General features: G+C 38.6%; 15 protein-coding genes. 10 read left to right on the forward strand and 5 right to left on the reverse strand.

What is annotated here, in order from left to right:
• Nucleotides 1–119 precede the first annotated feature (119 nt).
• The 4 genes from prfA (at nucleotide 120) to ODE14_RS15225 (ending at nucleotide 6550) form a co-directional block, all read left to right on the forward strand.
• Nucleotides 120–1205 carry a peptide chain release factor 1 gene (prfA, locus tag ODE14_RS15210; RefSeq protein ID WP_089858019.1) on the forward strand — a complete coding sequence of 362 codons (1086 nt, stop codon included), beginning with the start codon at nucleotides 120–122 and terminating at the stop codon, nucleotides 1203–1205.
• A gap of 124 nt (nucleotides 1206–1329) precedes the next feature.
• The gene (locus tag ODE14_RS15215) at nucleotides 1330–3441 is read left to right on the forward strand and encodes a prolyl oligopeptidase family serine peptidase (protein ID WP_263602039.1); all 2112 of its coding nucleotides are present in this window, start codon (nucleotides 1330–1332) and stop codon (nucleotides 3439–3441) included.
• Between the two features lie 430 nt (nucleotides 3442–3871).
• Nucleotides 3872–5989: a methylmalonyl-CoA mutase gene (gene scpA, locus ODE14_RS15220; RefSeq protein WP_263602040.1), complete on the forward strand. Its 2118-nt coding sequence runs from the start codon at nucleotides 3872–3874 to the stop codon at nucleotides 5987–5989.
• A 60-nt stretch (nucleotides 5990–6049) separates the two neighbouring features.
• Entirely contained in the window at nucleotides 6050–6550 is a 501-nt protein-coding gene (locus ODE14_RS15225) for a hypothetical protein (protein ID WP_263602041.1), read from the forward strand.
• Between the two features lie 66 nt (nucleotides 6551–6616).
• Here the strand turns inward: ODE14_RS15225 and ODE14_RS15230 are convergent, their stop codons facing one another.
• Together ODE14_RS15230 and ODE14_RS15235 are read right to left on the reverse strand one after the other, a co-directional pair.
• On the reverse strand, nucleotides 6617–7570 hold the full coding sequence (locus ODE14_RS15230) for a fasciclin domain-containing protein (RefSeq protein ID WP_263602042.1): 954 nt from the start codon (nucleotides 7568–7570) through the stop codon (nucleotides 6617–6619).
• A 212-nt stretch (nucleotides 7571–7782) separates the two neighbouring features.
• A complete protein-coding gene (locus ODE14_RS15235) occupies nucleotides 7783–8736 on the reverse strand; it encodes a fasciclin domain-containing protein (RefSeq protein ID WP_263602043.1) in 954 nt (317 codons plus the stop codon).
• A 673-nt stretch (nucleotides 8737–9409) separates the two neighbouring features.
• Here ODE14_RS15235 and ODE14_RS15240 point away from each other — a divergent pair.
• The 3 genes from ODE14_RS15240 (at nucleotide 9410) to ODE14_RS15250 (ending at nucleotide 12084) form a co-directional block, all read left to right on the forward strand.
• On the forward strand, nucleotides 9410–10801 hold the full coding sequence (locus ODE14_RS15240) for an RtcB family protein (protein ID WP_263602044.1): 1392 nt from the start codon (nucleotides 9410–9412) through the stop codon (nucleotides 10799–10801).
• An 88-nt stretch (nucleotides 10802–10889) separates the two neighbouring features.
• Nucleotides 10890–11588, forward strand: a complete 699-nt coding sequence (gene prfH, locus ODE14_RS15245; protein ID WP_263602045.1) for a peptide chain release factor H — start codon at nucleotides 10890–10892, stop codon at nucleotides 11586–11588.
• On the forward strand, nucleotides 11575–12084 hold the full coding sequence (locus tag ODE14_RS15250) for a tetratricopeptide repeat protein (RefSeq protein ID WP_248388971.1): 510 nt from the start codon (nucleotides 11575–11577) through the stop codon (nucleotides 12082–12084). The genes prfH and ODE14_RS15250 overlap by 14 nt, the downstream gene beginning before the upstream one ends.
• Nucleotides 12085–12129: 45 nt before the next feature.
• On the opposite strand, the gene ODE14_RS15255 is transcribed toward ODE14_RS15250, so the two are convergent.
• Together ODE14_RS15255 and ODE14_RS15260 are read right to left on the reverse strand one after the other, a co-directional pair.
• Nucleotides 12130–12417, reverse strand: a complete 288-nt coding sequence (locus ODE14_RS15255) for a cytochrome C (protein WP_248388969.1) — start codon at nucleotides 12415–12417, stop codon at nucleotides 12130–12132.
• Nucleotides 12418–12436: 19 nt separating this feature from the next.
• The gene (locus tag ODE14_RS15260) at nucleotides 12437–12727 is read right to left on the reverse strand and encodes a c-type cytochrome (RefSeq protein ID WP_263602046.1); all 291 of its coding nucleotides are present in this window, start codon (nucleotides 12725–12727) and stop codon (nucleotides 12437–12439) included.
• Nucleotides 12728–13114: 387 nt separating this feature from the next.
• Between ODE14_RS15260 and meaB the strand changes: the two genes are divergently transcribed.
• Complete coding sequence (gene meaB, locus ODE14_RS15265) at nucleotides 13115–14104, forward strand: methylmalonyl Co-A mutase-associated GTPase MeaB (RefSeq protein WP_263602047.1); 990 nt, start codon at nucleotides 13115–13117, stop codon at nucleotides 14102–14104.
• Here meaB and ODE14_RS15270 read toward each other — a convergent pair.
• Nucleotides 14101–14649: a DUF4251 domain-containing protein gene (locus ODE14_RS15270; protein ID WP_263602048.1), complete on the reverse strand. Its 549-nt coding sequence runs from the start codon at nucleotides 14647–14649 to the stop codon at nucleotides 14101–14103. The genes meaB and ODE14_RS15270 overlap by 4 nt on opposite strands.
• A gap of 107 nt (nucleotides 14650–14756) precedes the next feature.
• Here ODE14_RS15270 and ODE14_RS15275 point away from each other — a divergent pair, with 107 nt between their 5' ends.
• Together ODE14_RS15275 and ODE14_RS15280 are read left to right on the forward strand one after the other, a co-directional pair.
• Entirely contained in the window at nucleotides 14757–15563 is an 807-nt protein-coding gene (locus ODE14_RS15275) for a M48 family metallopeptidase (RefSeq protein ID WP_248388962.1), read from the forward strand.
• Nucleotides 15564–15656: 93 nt separating this feature from the next.
• Nucleotides 15657–15971 (forward strand): hypothetical protein, encoded by a 315-nt coding sequence (locus ODE14_RS15280; protein WP_072884382.1) that lies wholly within the window; start codon nucleotides 15657–15659, stop codon nucleotides 15969–15971.
• Nucleotides 15972–16007 lie beyond the last annotated feature (36 nt).

A 16007-nucleotide genomic window follows, 5' to 3' on the forward strand; every position in this document is an offset into this window, starting at 1 on the left:
GGTCTTTTTTTATGTTGAAAATAAGTTTATGGATAAGACTTTAAATAAGAACCGTCATTTCTTTCCGAAATTAGCACATCTACAAATCAATCCGTATCTTTGCCAACTAAATTTTTACTATGTCTAAGAGTTTAATTCCAAAATTAGAAGCTATAAAACAAAGATATAATGAGGTGGCAGACCTTATTATTCAGCCTGATGTTATTTCAGATCAGAAAAGATATTCTTCTCTGAACAAAGAATATAGTGATTTGGGGAAAATTGTAAGAGTTTACGATCAATATAAAGGTGCTTTGGATACGATTGAAGAATCTGACGAGATTATTGCAGACGGATCCGACAAAGATTTTGTAGAACTGGCAAAAATCGAAAAGAACGAGGCTTTAGAAAAAATTCCCGGCCTGGAAGAAGAATTAAAAGTATTGTTAATTCCTAAGGATCCTGCAGATGACAAAAACGTAATCGTGGAACTTCGTGCAGGAACAGGGGGAGATGAAGCAGCGATTTTTGTGGAAGATATCTACAGAATGTATTCCATGTACTTCAAGACAAAAGGATGGAGACATGAGGTGACAGATTCGAACGAAGCGGCAAAAGGCTACAAGGAACTCATCATGAAAGTGGAAGGAGAAGGCGTGTACGGAATCATGAAATTTGAATCCGGCGTTCACCGTGTACAGCGTGTTCCCGAAACGGAATCTCAGGGAAGGGTTCATACTTCTGCCATTACGGTTGCGGTTCTTCCGGAAGCCGAAGAAGTGGATTTTGAACTGAATCCGGCGGACATCGAAATGCAGACTTCCAGATCCGGAGGAGCAGGAGGCCAGAACGTAAACAAAGTTGAAACCAAAGTGCAGCTTACCCACAAACCTTCGGGATTGGTAGTAGTTTGTCAGCAGGCACGTTCCCAGTTGGCCAACCGTGAGCTTGCGATGGAAATGCTGAGAACTAAACTATACGATATAGAGCTTCAGAAAGTACAGGGTGATATTGCTGCCCAGCGTAAATCGATGGTTTCCACAGGAGACCGTTCGGCGAAGATCAAAACCTACAATTATCCGCAGGGAAGGGTGACGGATCACAGAATCAACAAATCCATGTACAACCTGGATGCCTACATGAACGGAGATATCTCTGAAATGATTGACGCCGTAATCATGGCAGAAAATGCCGAAAAAATGAAAGGCGAAGAAGAAAATTTATAAAATCTTTATCATAAAATCTTTGTTAAATCTCCGGTTTTCCGGAGATTTTTATTTTAGATCATCGATAACTTTTTTGCTGTGAAGAATTTCAGATAGATTCCTTATTTTTGGGAAAATAGCTAATATGAAATTCAGACCACTATTACTAACCGCCGGAGTCCTGTTTTCGGCAACATTGTATTCACAAAAAATGATGTATCCTAAAGCATTAAAAGGAAACCAAACCGATAATTATTTCGGAACTGCCGTTGCAGACCCTTTCAGAGATCTTGAAAACGATTCCGAAGCCACCAGAAAATGGGTTGATGAAGAAGTAAAACACAGCCAGGATTATCTTTCAAAAATCCCGTTCAGGGAAGAAATTAGAAAACAACTGACGGATATCTGGAACTATGAGAAAATTTCGGCCCCATTCAAGGAAGGGGAGTATACTTATTATTACAAAAATAACGGCTTACAGGCACAATCTGTTTTGTATAGAACAAATAACAAAACGAAGGCTACAGAAGTATTTTTAGACCCGAATAAATTTTCGGATAAAGGGACAACGTCACTTTCCCAGTTATCATTTAACAAAAAAGGAAATCTTGCCGCCTATTCTATTTCAGAAGGAGGAAGCGACTGGAATAAAATCATTATCATCGATGCTGTTTCGAAAAAACAAATCGACGAAACGATCGTGGATGTAAAGTTCAGCGGGATTTCATGGCAGGGTGATGAAGGCTTTTATTATTCAAGCTACGATAAACCCAAAGAAGGAACCGTACTTTCCGGTATGACGGATAAGCATAAAGTGTATTTTCATAAATTAGGAACAAAACAATCTGAAGACCAATTAATTTTCGGAGGAGATAAAACTCCGAGAAGATATATTGGAGGTGGTGTTTCCGAAGATCAGCGGTATTTGATTATTTCAGCAGCCAATGCAACTAATGGAAATGAATTGTACATAAAAGATCTTAAGAATGGAGGCGATTTTGTGCAGATTAATAAAGGCTTTGATATTAACGCAAGCATTGTTGATACCCAGGGAGACAATCTGTATATCTTTACCGATAAAGATGCACCGAATATGCGTCTGGTAAAAACCACCATTAAAAATCCGGCTCCGGAAACATGGAAAGATGTTATTCCTGAAACGGAAAATGTGCTGGGAATTACAATCGGTGGAGGGTATTTCTTTGCAACCTACATGATCGACGCTATTGATAAGGTTACACAATATGACAGAAACGGTAAGGTAATCCGTGAAATTACACTTCCCGGAAAAGGAAATGTTTCAGGTTTCGGAGGAAAAGAAAAAGAGAAGGAACTTTATTACTCATTCACCAATTATATCACTCCGGGAACAACCTATAAATTTAATGCTGATACCGGAAAATCGGAAGTATATCAAAAGCCGAAAGTGAAATTTAACCCGGAAGATTATGTTTCGGAACAGGTATTTTACACATCAAAAGACGGCACAAAAGTTCCAATGATGATCAACTACAAAAAAGGAACAAAACTGGATGGTAAAAATCCTACGATTCTGTATTCTTACGGAGGTTTTAACATCAGCTTGCAGCCTGCCTTCTCTGTTGTGAATGCCATCTGGATGGAAAATGGCGGGATTTATGCCGTTCCGAACATTCGGGGAGGTGGTGAATACGGAAAAAAATGGCATGACGCCGGAACAAAAATGAATAAGAAAAATGTGTTTGATGACTTCATTGCTGCAGGAGAATACTTACAACAGAAAGGATATACTTCAAAACAATTCATGGCACTTTCCGGCAGATCAAACGGAGGACTTCTCGTAGGAGCTACCATGACGATGCGTCCTGATCTGGCAAGAGTAGCATTCCCGGGAGTTGGCGTACTTGATATGTTGAGATATAATAAATTTACAGCCGGTGCAGGTTGGTCTTACGATTACGGAACAGCCGAGGACAACAAAGAAATGTTTGAATATTTAAAATCGTATTCTCCGGTTCATAATGTAAAAGCAGAAACCTGCTATCCTTCTACCATGATTATCACCAGTGATCATGATGACAGGGTAGTTCCGGCACATTCTTTTAAATTCGGGGCAGAGCTTCAGGAAAAGCAGGCCTGTGATCATCCTATCTTATTGAGAATTGAAAAAAATGCAGGACACGGTGCCGGAAGATCTACGGATCAGGTGATTGGTGAAAATGCAGACCTGATTTCCTTTGCGTTATATGAAATGGGAATTCGTAAATTAGGAAAATAAATAGTTAATTAAATGTAATGAGGCCGGGCTTTAGCCCGGCTTTTTCAATGTCAGGATTAATAAAATCTTTTATCCGGTATAGAATATTTTTTGTCTGATATAGACCATTCTTTGTTCAGTATAGAGGTCTTTTTCCTGGTATAAAAGGTTGTTTGTCTGCTATAGAACATTTTTTGTCCAGTATAGAAGATTCTTTGTTCAGTATAGTAGATCTTTTACGCAGTATAAAAGATTGTTTGGGCGGTATAGTATATTTTGAATGCCGTAACGAAGACTTTTTCTCTAGTGACGAAGATCTTTTCTGATTTATGATTCAATGTTTTTGATGTACTCTCGAGAGTCTGCATTTCCTAAATCGGGAACAGAAAACTAAAGACGGGTGTATTATCTCAAAAATGCTTAATTTTAGCGCTATAATAAATCTGAAATTATGAGACGGGAAGTTCGGAATAAAACTCCTCAATTTACGATTGCTGAAAGGCAGACTGAAATTTATCCATTTGAAAAAGATGGTCTACAGCTAAAGTCTTCCTACAAGGCAGAAGATGTTAACGATAAAGAATTAACTCACACGACTCCTGGAATTGCACCTTATTTAAGGGGGCCTTACTCCACCATGTACGTCCAGAAGCCGTGGACGATCCGTCAGTATGCAGGTTTTTCAACGGCAGAAGAATCCAATGCTTTTTATAGAAGAAATTTAGCAGCAGGACAAAAGGGACTTTCCGTTGCATTTGATTTGGCAACTCACAGAGGATACGATTCGGATCATGCAAGAGTGGTTGGTGATGTAGGAAAAGCCGGAGTGGCAATCGATTCTGTTGAGGATATGAAAATTTTATTCAACGAAATTCCATTAGATCAGATTTCTGTTTCCATGACGATGAACGGGGCCGTTTTGCCGATCCTTTCTTTTTATATTGTTGCCGCAGAAGAGCAGGGTGTTTCACAGGAACTGCTGTCGGGAACCATTCAGAATGATATTTTGAAAGAATTCATGGTAAGAAATACCTACATCTATCCACCTGCACCATCCATGAAAATTATTGCCGATATTTTTGAATATACTTCGAAATATATTCCAAAATTCAATTCCATTTCAATTTCCGGATATCACATGCAGGAAGCGGGGGCAACACCGGTTCTGGAAATGGCTTACACCCTTGCTGACGGATTGGAATATGTAAGAACAGGGATAAAAGCAGGAATGAATGTTGATGATTTTGCTCCGAGGTTATCCTTTTTCTGGGCTATCGGAATGAATCACTTCATGGAAATCGCAAAAATGCGCGCCGCAAGATATATTTGGGCAACTCTTTTAAAACAGTTCAATCCACAAAATCCTAAATCTTTAGCCTTAAGAACACACTCGCAAACTTCAGGTTGGTCATTGACCGAGCAGGAGCCTTTCAATAATATTACCAGAACAGCAATTGAAGCGTTATCTTCAGCATTGGGAGGTACACAGTCTCTTCATACGAACGCTTTGGACGAAGCTATTGCTCTTCCGACGGACTACTCCGCGAAAATTGCAAGAAACACCCAGATTATTCTTCAGCAGGAAAGTGGAATCTGCGACGTGGTAGATCCTATGGGAGGTAGTAATTTGGTGGAAAGCCTTACCCAGCAGATGATCGAAGAAGCCATGAAATATATCGATGAGGTAGAGCAGGAAGGTGGAATGACGAAAGCCATCGAAGCCGGAATCCCGAAAATGAGAATTGAAGAAGCGGCTGCAAAGAAACAGGCAAAAATTGACAGTGGTGAAGAATTCATTATTGGTGTTAATTCATTTAAATCTGCTTTAAAACAAGATCAGATAGAAATATTAGATATCGACAATACGGAAGTTCGCAGAAAGCAGATCGAAAGATTAAATAAAATAAAAGAAGAAAGAAATGCAGAAGCTGTTGATCAGATTTTAAATGAAATCCGGGAATCAGCCAAAACGGGAGAAGGAAACCTTCTCGCATCGTGTGTTGAAGCAGCACGCAGAAGAGTAACGCTTGGAGAAATGAGTGATGCGATGGAAGAAAGTTTCGGAAGATACAAAGCCAATATCAGAACAATATCAGGAGTTTACGCCATGAATGCAGGAAAAAATGAATACTTTGAAAAAGCACTTCAGCTGACTCAGAAATTTGAGGAGGAAGAAGGTAGACGTCCCCGATTGATGGTGGCAAAAATGGGTCAGGACGGACACGACAGGGGTGCGAAGGTAGTCGCTACCGCTTTTGCGGATATGGGATTTGATGTGGATGTTGCGCCATTGTTTCAAACACCTGAAGAAGTTGCGAAACAGGCTGTGGAAAATGATATTCACATTCTTGGTGTTTCTTCTCTGGCAGCCGGACACAAAACACTGGTTCCACAGGTGGTTGAAGAATTGAAAAAACTAGGTGCCGATGATATCACGATCGTTGTTGGTGGTGTAATTCCCCAACAGGATTATGAATTCTTATATGCCAATGGAGCCGATTTTATCTTTGGTCCCGGAACCAATCTTCCAAAGTGCGCGGTGGATATTTTGAAGAAATTTTTAAATTAAATTAACGATTGCAAAGTATAAGTTGCACAGCTTTTGTATAGTTTAATGAAAATTTTCATTATGGCTTATACAGTAGTTTCAGTATTTCCGGTGACTGTGGATACAGAGGAAATTAAAAGAGATTTAAAAGAAAACGGTTTCAGTGAAGCAAATATTGTTGTTTCAAAATCAAGCGTAGAAAGCGGATTATCAACCGACCATTATCAGGAGGATGAACAGACGAAAGGCTTTTTTGAGTATACTTTTGCACACGATGCAGAGATGCTGGATGCTTATCGTAAACATAGCATTGGACGAAACAATATTGTTGTTTATGCAGATAATGCCGAAGAAGCGGCCTCAGCAAAATCCATTTTAAACAGAAATGGAGCCCTTGAAGTGTTTAAAAAGCCTTCAGACAATCAAAAAGATATTCCTGAAGGGATGACTGAGCAGGAGTATGACGGAATTATTGCGAAGGCAAGACATAATATTTATTTCCTGGGATCGGAAAGAGTATATCACTCGAATGAAGTAAGAGGAATGGATGATGATATGGACAGCCTGGGTTCAAAAGACTGATTATAAAGTTTAAAATATAAAGCCTGCCGAAATCCGGCAGGCTTTACTGTAATTAATAGTTATGGTTTAGGGTAATAAAACTTTGTCTATAGCATGAATAATTCCATTGCTGCATTGAACATCAGTGGCGATTATATTAGATACCCTGTTGTTGTTATCTGTAATTTTCGCCCCACTTGTTGTGTTGATTTTGAATGTCCCTCCTTGGAAAGTAGTCACTGTCATATTATTGGTCAGGTTTGTTGATGCTACGTTAGCTCCTGTTACGACGTGGTACTTTAATGTGTTTTCAAGTATAGTTTGTGGAATTGCTGCCAGATTTGCAAGATTCAGCTCCGTTAATAATGATGAAAAAGCAGTATTGGTAGGAGCAAATACCGTGAAAGGCGAATTCGCTGTACCACTGAGGATACCTACAAAATTTGGCATATCGTTTCTTGTAAGTGCAGAAACAAGGGAACTGAATTGTGGATTTGCAGTGGCATGTGTCACGACTGTCGGTAACCCGATAACTGCATTTACCTTGTGGATTACGCCATTATTTACATCAATATCCGTAGCAACAACTGAAGAAACACCATTGATTCTAACGCCGCTGCTTGTATTAATAAACATGCTTAGCGGGCGTGTTGAGGAAGCCGGACCAATGGCAAGCATGGAAACATATCCGGTTGATATTCCTGAACTTTTTACTTCAGTACCCAATACGTGATTCATCAGTAAAGTTTTCAGCGCTGCTGTGGGTACGTCATTTAAACTTGCATATCCGTTGGCCTGCAAAAATGTTGCAAAAGCGGCATTGGTAGGTGCAAATAATGTAAATGTTCCGGATTGGTCAAGGGTTGATGATAGACCTGCCTTATCTACGGCAGCTTTCAGATTACTGAGATCTGTGTCTGAAGAAATTCTTTGATAGACAGTCATTTCAGAGTCCATCATTACATCATCATTGTCATCGCACGAGTATATTGAAAATACAGCGATTCCCGAAAAGAGTAGAGGTTTTAAAAAATTTTTCATAATACTTTAGGTTAATGTGTAAAAACAGACAGGCAAAAATTATACCTATTTTTTATTTTTAATAAAATATTTTATTAAAAATATTAATTTAGAATAGCTATAAAGGGCTTCTTTCCTTTACAAAAAGATGTTTCCCATCTGAAATAGATATTTAAAGCACGATCATAAAAAAGCATACCGGATTTTCCGGCATGCTTACTTAATAATAGTCTCTATGGTAAAAGAACTTTGTTTATGACATGAATTATTCCATTGTTGCATTGTACATCAGTGGCAACAATATTAGATACTCTGTTGTTTTTATCTGTAATTTTTGCCCCTCCTGTAGTGGTGATTTTGAATGTACTTCCCTGGAAAGTAGGTACAATCATATTATTGGTAAGATTGTTTGAGGCAACATTTGCTCCTGTTACAACGTGATATTTTAAAGTATTTTCAAGGAGCGATTGTGGGATTGCTGCAAGATTAGGAAGGTTCACTTCAGTCAATAATGATGAGAATGCCTGATTGGTTGGCGCAAATACTGTGAACGGAGAATTTGCCGTTCCGCTAAGTATTCCCACAAAGTTCGGCATGTCATTTCTTGTCAGTGCAACAACAAGAGAACTAAACTGCGGATTTGCCGTGGCATGGGTTACAATAGTTGGCAAACCTATTACAGCGTTCACTTTATGTATAACACCGTTACTGGCATCAATATCTGCTGCCACTACAGAAGATCCTCCGTTAATTTTTACACCACTACTGGTATTAATAAACATGCTGATAGGGCGTGAAGCCGAAGCCGCACCAATTGCTAAAGTAGAAACATAGCCTGTAGAAACTTGAGACGCTTTCAGTTCCGAACCCAGAACATGATTCATCAGTAAAGTTTTTAAAGCTGCCGGAGGAACGTCATTTAGACTTGCATATCCATTTGCTTGTAAAAACGCATTAAATGCAGTGTTACCAGGTGCAAACAAAGTCAGGGGGCCAGTCTGATTAAGTGTAGCAGATAATCCTGCTTTGTCTACCGCGGATTTAAGAGTACGCAAATCGTTATCCGCTGAAATTAACTGATAGACAGTCATTTGAGGGTTGTTGTCGTTGTCATTGTCATGCTGACATGAGATCAGGCCAAAGGCCGCCAAGCCTAAAAATAAGGCTGTTTTAATAATTTTTTTCATAATGTAATTTTTTTGAATCGTTCAAATATATACTTTTTTGCACAAGTTGGTATAGAAATAAACTTTTTTTAAAATATTTTTTTCCCTCTTAAATTATACTTTTACATAAGTAGTTTTTTCCAGCTTAAAATTTTTTATATATTTGCATCTGTAAATCAAGTTTAATCCTTAAAAATCGAAGCAATGTTCAGATCTAATCAGAATTCTACAGTTGGATTACCGCTTATGGTGGTAAGGCTTCGTGGCTTGGTGCATTCTTAGAACAACAGTACAATGATATACCAAAACCCGAAGTCGAACAGATTTCGGGTTTTTTGTGCCAATATTCAAACTTAAACAGTTTCCCGAAATCAATTTATAAAATTCAGCAACTTCCCAAATAGCAGAGAATTTTTATTTGAAGCTATTTCCGGCTTTCCGCTATTACTCCTCACTCACCTTTCAGGTTCGCTGTGGGGTAGCCGCTGCAATCCGGGCTAGGAATATCCGCTTTGTCATTCTGAAAATAGAGAAGTGAATTGAATGATCTCAATATTAAGATAGATTATTTAAACCTTGGTCACATACGTTTCAGTTTGCGTCAGGAATGGCTGATATTTAGTCGGGAAGAATATATGTGATGTATTAAAATCTAATTTCTAATATCTCATATCTAAAGTCTAAAAGAAAAACAATGGGAAATTTAAAACTTAAAGGAAAAGACATATTAAAAATAGGCTATCCGAACAATCAAAGTATCAACATTGCTTTGGAAGTCATGAAAAGAAATTTTGCGACGAAGAATATACATCATGTGAAATCTCTTTTAAAAGAAATTCTGCAAAACCCGGAGCAATTCGAAAAAGATTTAACCTTCGGACAAATAGCGGAAGCCCTGCTTTCATCAAAAAAAACAGAAAAAAGAATGCTCAATGCAAACCGGGCTTCTTTTCAGATTTTCGGAAATAATATCTCAGATGAAGCAAAAAATCAGCTGTATACAGCTCTGAAACTTCCGGTCTCAGTAAGTGGAGCTTTAATGCCTGATGCGCACAGCGGTTACGGTCTACCGATCGGAGGAGTGCTTGCTGTTGAAAACGCAGTGATTCCCTACGGAGTCGGGATGGATATCGGCTGTAGAATGAGCCTGAGTATTTTGGATACTCCGGTTTCCTATCTTGACGGAGCAAGAGATAAGTATGAGAAAGTACTTATGGAGCATACAAAATTCGGGATGTATGAAACTCATAAATCTCATGTCGATCATGAAATTTTCGACAGCGATACATTTGATATGATTCCGATTTTAAAAAGACTGAAAGGAAAAGCCATTAAACAAATGGGAACTTCCGGTGGTGGGAATCATTTCGTAGAATTCGGAGAGGTGGAAATTACAGAAGAAGACAGTCAGATCGGGCTTCCGAAGGGAAAGTATCTGGGAATTCTTTCACACAGCGGATCGCGCGGATTAGGGGCAGAAATTGCTCAATACTATTCCAGGGTTGCAACAGAGCAGTGCCCGCTACCCAAAGAAGCACAGCAATTTGCCTGGCTGGATCTGAATACCCATCTAGGATTAGAATACTGGACGGCAATGAATCTTGCAGGAGACTATGCTTCAGCATGTCACGATGATATTCACAGAAGACTTGTGAAAGCTGTCGGAGGAAGGGTAAAAGCAAAAATTGAAAATCACCATAATTTCGCATGGAAAGAAATTCATAACGGAAAAGAAGTGATTGTCCACAGAAAGGGAGCAACTCCGGCCAATGAAAATGAATTGGGAATGATTCCCGGTTCTATGACGGCAAAAGGATTTATCGTGCGCGGAAAAGGAAATCCGGATTCGCTGAACTCCGCTTCTCATGGAGCGGGAAGAGCATATTCAAGAGGAGAATGCAGAAATCTTTTTACCCAGAATGACATCAGAAAAGAATTAAAACTTAAAAATGTCACTTTAATGGGTGGTAATGCTGAAGAAGCACCAATGGCATATAAAGACATCAATGAAGTGATGAATGCACAACAGGAACTCGTCGATATTCTTGGAACTTTTCAGCCTCGGATTGTGAGGATGGATAAATAATTTGGTTGTTTGTGGATGGCTGTTAGTTGATAGATATCTGTTTCCTAATAACCATCAACCAACAACAACGGTTAACAAAAAAATAACAATGGACAAAATAATACAAATAACCTCCGGAAAAGGACCTTTGGAATGCCAGTGGGTAGTGGCAAAAGTGCTGAAGGTTTTCCTTGAGGACGCAAAAAATAACCATATAGACTATGAAATCATTCATCGTGAAAACGGTGACGAAAACCTTACCCTCAAATCCGTAACCATTCTTTTAAAATCAAAAATGGTAAACGAATTTTTAAAAAACTGGTTGGGAAGTATTTGCTGGACCGGGAAAAGTACTTTTAGGAAGCTACATAAAAGAACCAACTGGTTCATCGGAATCTTTGAACTGGAAGAAGAAAGGAAAGTAAGTTTTAACGAAAAGGATATTCGTTTTCAGACGGCCAGAAGCCAGGGAAGTGGTGGACAAAATGTAAATAAGGTGAATACGGCGGTACGGGCCACATACCTTCCGACCGGTCACAGTGTTTTCGTGCAGGATTCTCGTTCTCAGCTGGAAAATAAGAAGATTTCCATTTCAAGACTGAAAGAGAAAGTATTGGAACAGAATATTATCATGATTCAGAAAAGATTACAGGATACATGGAATAATCATTTGCAGGTACAGAGAGGAAATCCCATCCGGACATTTTCCGGAACGGATTTTAAAAAGAACCATCAGGAAAAATCTTTCAAAAAGCAAAGAGACCAACTGAAAAAAGAATTAAAAAATTACAACAATGACCTTAACTAAAAATAAATACTACTTCGAAGCGCTGGATAATTATCCTTACAATCTTCCGGAATGTCTGGAAGCGTTGAATTATGCTTTATCTTATGATCCTGAAGATGCAGACAGTCTTTGTCTCATGGGAAGAATCTACAGTGAGATGTTATCCGATTATGAAAAGGCAAAGCTGTACTTTGAAGAAGCTATGCAGTGTGATGTTACGAATCTGAATGTTCCTCAATATTACATCAGCTGCCTTATTGATAACGAAGACTATCACGAAGCCGAAAAACTGATTGATTATTCTTTGAAAATCAAGGGGATTGATAAAGCAACCTTATGGTTTTACAGGTCTTTACTTTCCGAAAAACGCGGCAGTTGTGTAAATGCGCTGAAATTTTTAGATGAAACCGCAAAGTACTGCTTTACAAAATACAGTCTGGATGTGGTGAAAGACCGTAAGAAATTCATTAAATCCAAAATGCCGAAGAAAAAGAAAACAAAAAAGGAGACAAAATAAGTCTCCTTTTGTATTGTAATAGTCTTGGTAGAACTTTCCGTCTGGTTATTTCTTGTTTACGGAAATCAGATAATCATATACCATTTGATGCTGTTCGTCGTTCAGTTTAGCTTTCGGTGCCATTCTGCTCAGTGTCTTTAGCCATCCCTGGTCGTCGTGCTTTTCCGGATTGGGAAGAGCGTGGCATTTGTTACAGGAATTTTCAAAAATCGTCTTTCCCTGCTCCAGTTGTTCGGATGAAGTGTACTTAGGCCCTGTTACCGCAGTGCTTTTGGGTCCGCACGATACAAGCAATGCAGAAAATCCTATCGCGCTTAATATCAGTTTTTTCATAATAATATTTTTGAAGTGATTATTTTTTTGCAGAAACGATGTAATCGTACACCCACTGGTGCTGTTCATCGTTCAGTTTTGCTTTCGGCGCCATAGAATTCATGATTCCCACCCACTGCACAGAAGTGTGAGATGCAGGATCCGGGAGTTTATGGCATCTTCCGCAGGAGTTTTCGAAAATGGTTTTTCCCTGTGCAATTTGTTCGGCTGTAGATACAGCGGCTGCCGGAGTGGCTGCTGTTGTTGCTTTTGGTGTACAAGAAGCCAATAAAACGGCTGTAAAAGATGCTACAGCAATGATTTTTTTCATGTTGTCAATTATTTGAATAAAACAAATGTAGGAATTTCCTTTTTTCATCAGTTAAACGGGGATTCAATTTAGAAGTAATACAAATAAAGCATTTTTTTAGGAGCTTTTTCCAGCTCTCACTACTCGCTTTTTGTTATTTCGGGGGTTGCGGCGGCAAGCCGCAACCCCGAAATAACAAAAAAGCTCAAACATACCGTTCGATCTGGGCTAGGGTATAGGCCTTTCATTAGAAACTAAAACATCAACACGTCATTTCTATGCTTTAGCAGCAAAACATCAGGTAAAAAAGCAAAGTCCCCACAATTTGTCATGATAAATTAAATGAAATAATATTTAAATAAACCAATCCTCTTGACCATTGGCTTTTAATTGTCTATTTTTGGATCAATGAAATTTTCTACAAAAGAACTATTGGAAGGAATACAGTCAGGAAACAAACGCCTGATTGCAAAAGCCATTACCTTAGTAGAAAGTAAAAAGGGTGAACACCGTCAACAAGCTGAAGAATTACTAAAAGAGGTGATGCTTTTCACGGGAAATTCCATCAGAGTGGGCGTAACCGGAGTTCCGGGCGCAGGAAAATCAACCTTTATTGAAAATTTTGGCAGGCTTGCAATTGCCAATGGCAAGAAGGTGGCGGTTCTGGCTATTGATCCGAGTTCAGCCATTAATAAAGGAAGTATTCTGGGTGATAAAACAAGGATGGAAGAACTGGCAAAAGAAGAAAACGCTTTTATAAGGCCTTCTCCAAGCTCAGGATTTCTGGGAGGTGTTGCCAATACCACTTTTGAAACCATGATGATCTGCGAAGCAGCGGGCTACGATTATATTTTAATAGAAACCGTAGGTGTCGGTCAGTCTGAAGTTTTGGTCGCAGATATTACAGATGTTTTTCTGTTTTTAAAAATAATCGGCGGCGGAGATGAACTTCAGGGAATCAAAAGAGGAATCATGGAAATGGTAGATGTGATCTTTATCAATAAAGTTGATGAAGAAAATCTGCGGAAAGCGAAAAATACGAGGATCGAATTAAAAAGAGCACTGGATTTTATTCCTCCCAAAGAAAAAGACTGGAAAGTTCCGGTTTTACTGGGTTCTGCTTTAAGCAATGAAGGACTTAATGAAGTTTTTGAAAAAATTGATGAATTCATTAGCCTTAAAAAGAAAACCAAAAGATTTGATGAAGTAAGAAATCAGCAGGCTGAAAAGCGCTTCGAATATTGGGTTCAGGAATATATTTTGTCGGAGATGAAGAAAAACAATACTTTGGAAGAGGCTTATCTTCAGCATAAAAAAAATGCTTCTGCACTGGTTTCCAATCCAAGTACCGAAGCAAAATTATTTGTGGAAAAATTTTTATCTAAAGAAAAATCTTAAGGCTGAACTTTCTGTTCTTCATTTTTTGTAATATATCCGTCATACGAAATCGGCTGCCTGTCGTTGCTTCTTATAGAGGTAAGAGCTTGTCCGGATTTCGAAACTTCAATAATAATTTCATCAACAGCTTTCACATCATTGGTTTTAATTCTTACAATCCAGGCTCCTTTTTTATTCTGACTTTTATTAATGGTAAAATCCTTTGAAGTAAATCGGTAACTGTTTTGTGTTGTATTTCCATAGGTAGGGTTAAAAACTCTTCCAAAATAAGGGAGTGCAACTTCCAAACTGTTAGGTCTGATATCGATGCTGTAATTGCTGCCGGTCAGGTCAAAAATTCTGGTAGCGGGAGCATTAGGCAATGAGTTCGCAATATTGATAACATCATAATTGGTAGGATTGGCTCTCTGTGCATGAAACGAAAAATCCTGGGAATTTACAAGCGCCGTTACTGCCTGGACATCCATATTGCTGCTCTGTGAAGAACAGTTTTCGAAAAGCAGCAGAAAGGCAAGCATGCATATAATGGAGATAAACTTTTTCATAATATAAATATTTACGGATACAAACAGCAAATTGTATGCAAATATATAAGCTTAAAATTTTATTTTGGAATAAAAATTGTAAAGGTTGAACTAATAACACTCGAACTATGAAATTTACAAATTTATTAGGAATAGGGGCTTCGGCTCTTATTGTTGCTGCTTGTACGACCAATCCAATCACGGGAAGGTCTTCTTTACAGTTGGCAAATAATTCAGAAATCCTGACCATGTCTGCTCAGGAGTACAGATCAACATTAGGAAAATCCAAAGTTATAACAGGAACAGCAGATGCCAAAAAGGTGGTCAATGTAGGATCGAGAATTAAATCTGCTGCAGAAAGATATTATCAGTCCATCGGTCGTTCGGGAGATCTTGCCAATTATAATTGGGAATTTAATCTTATTCAGAGTAATGAGCTTAATGCATGGTGTATGCCTGGCGGAAAAGTAGCGGTTTACACTGGAATTTTGCCCGTTACCAAAAATGAAAACGGATTGGCTGTGGTAATGGGGCATGAAGTGTCACACGCCTTGGCCGGACATGGAAACGAAAGGATTTCTCAGGCAATGGTTGCTCAATACGGTGGAGCAATCTTAGGAGGAAGTATTTCCAATGCACAGTGGGCCAATGTTTTTGAAGCGGTTTATCCTATCGGATCACAGGTCGCTTTATTGAAATACGGAAGAAATCAGGAGTCTGAAGCAGATCAGATGGGACTTTACATCATGGGAATGGCAGGATACGATCCAAGAGAGGCAATTCCTTTCTGGGAAAGAATGGAGGCGGCTTCAAAGGGAGCAAGACAGCCGGAATTTTTATCTACTCACCCTAATCCTGAAACCAGAATCTCAGATATTAATAAAAATTTACCTAAAGCACTGGAATATTACAGAGCTGCAGGAGGAAAAATGTAAATACAAAAAGAAATTTTAATCTTGAGTAAGGCCTTATTGAATTTTTATTAATTTGGTAAGGCCTTTTAATTCAAACCATTTAGGCACAACACTATGAAAAATCTAACAATTACAGGACTTATTCTTTTGGCTTTATCCATACTTCTTTTTTATCTTACAGCAAACAATTTTACATTAAATGATCTTGGGATGCCTCATATAATGGGAATTCTGGGAGGCATCGGAATCGGATTGATAATAGGCGGAATGGTAGGCTACGTAAGCAAAGGAAGTGCAATAAAAGCTGAGGAGAAAAGAAGAGAGTTTAAAAAACTGCAGCAGGAAAAAGAAGATCTTGAAAAAAGAGCTGCTGATATTGCAAGACGTGAAGCAGAGCTGGACCTAAGAAATCAAAATCCTCAGCTCTGATGAACTGAGGATTTGGTATGCTAAATTGATGTTAAT

This window comes from Chryseobacterium sp. PET-29, assembly GCF_025736815.1.
Taxonomy (GTDB): domain Bacteria; phylum Bacteroidota; class Bacteroidia; order Flavobacteriales; family Weeksellaceae; genus Chryseobacterium; species Chryseobacterium nepalense.

What these genes read in the sequence shown, in the direction of transcription:
- prfA (WP_089858019.1), top strand. Translation starts at nt 120, where the DNA reads ATGTCTAAGAGTTTAATTCCAAAATTAGAAGCTATAAAACAAAGATAT.
- ODE14_RS15215 (WP_263602039.1), top strand. Translation starts at nt 1,330, where the DNA reads ATGAAATTCAGACCACTATTACTAACCGCCGGAGTCCTGTTTTCGGCA.
- scpA (WP_263602040.1), top strand. Translation starts at nt 3,872, where the DNA reads ATGAGACGGGAAGTTCGGAATAAAACTCCTCAATTTACGATTGCTGAA.
- ODE14_RS15225 (WP_263602041.1), top strand. Translation starts at nt 6,050, where the DNA reads ATGGCTTATACAGTAGTTTCAGTATTTCCGGTGACTGTGGATACAGAG.
- ODE14_RS15230 (WP_263602042.1), bottom strand. Translation starts at nt 7,570, where the DNA reads ATGAAAAATTTTTTAAAACCTCTACTCTTTTCGGGAATCGCTGTATTT.
- ODE14_RS15235 (WP_263602043.1), bottom strand. Translation starts at nt 8,736, where the DNA reads ATGAAAAAAATTATTAAAACAGCCTTATTTTTAGGCTTGGCGGCCTTT.
- ODE14_RS15240 (WP_263602044.1), top strand. Translation starts at nt 9,410, where the DNA reads ATGGGAAATTTAAAACTTAAAGGAAAAGACATATTAAAAATAGGCTAT.
- prfH (WP_263602045.1), top strand. Translation starts at nt 10,890, where the DNA reads ATGGACAAAATAATACAAATAACCTCCGGAAAAGGACCTTTGGAATGC.
- ODE14_RS15250 (WP_248388971.1), top strand. Translation starts at nt 11,575, where the DNA reads ATGACCTTAACTAAAAATAAATACTACTTCGAAGCGCTGGATAATTAT.
- ODE14_RS15255 (WP_248388969.1), bottom strand. Translation starts at nt 12,417, where the DNA reads ATGAAAAAACTGATATTAAGCGCGATAGGATTTTCTGCATTGCTTGTA.
- ODE14_RS15260 (WP_263602046.1), bottom strand. Translation starts at nt 12,727, where the DNA reads ATGAAAAAAATCATTGCTGTAGCATCTTTTACAGCCGTTTTATTGGCT.
- meaB (WP_263602047.1), top strand. Translation starts at nt 13,115, where the DNA reads ATGAAATTTTCTACAAAAGAACTATTGGAAGGAATACAGTCAGGAAAC.
- ODE14_RS15270 (WP_263602048.1), bottom strand. Translation starts at nt 14,649, where the DNA reads ATGAAAAAGTTTATCTCCATTATATGCATGCTTGCCTTTCTGCTGCTT.
- ODE14_RS15275 (WP_248388962.1), top strand. Translation starts at nt 14,757, where the DNA reads ATGAAATTTACAAATTTATTAGGAATAGGGGCTTCGGCTCTTATTGTT.
- ODE14_RS15280 (WP_072884382.1), top strand. Translation starts at nt 15,657, where the DNA reads ATGAAAAATCTAACAATTACAGGACTTATTCTTTTGGCTTTATCCATA.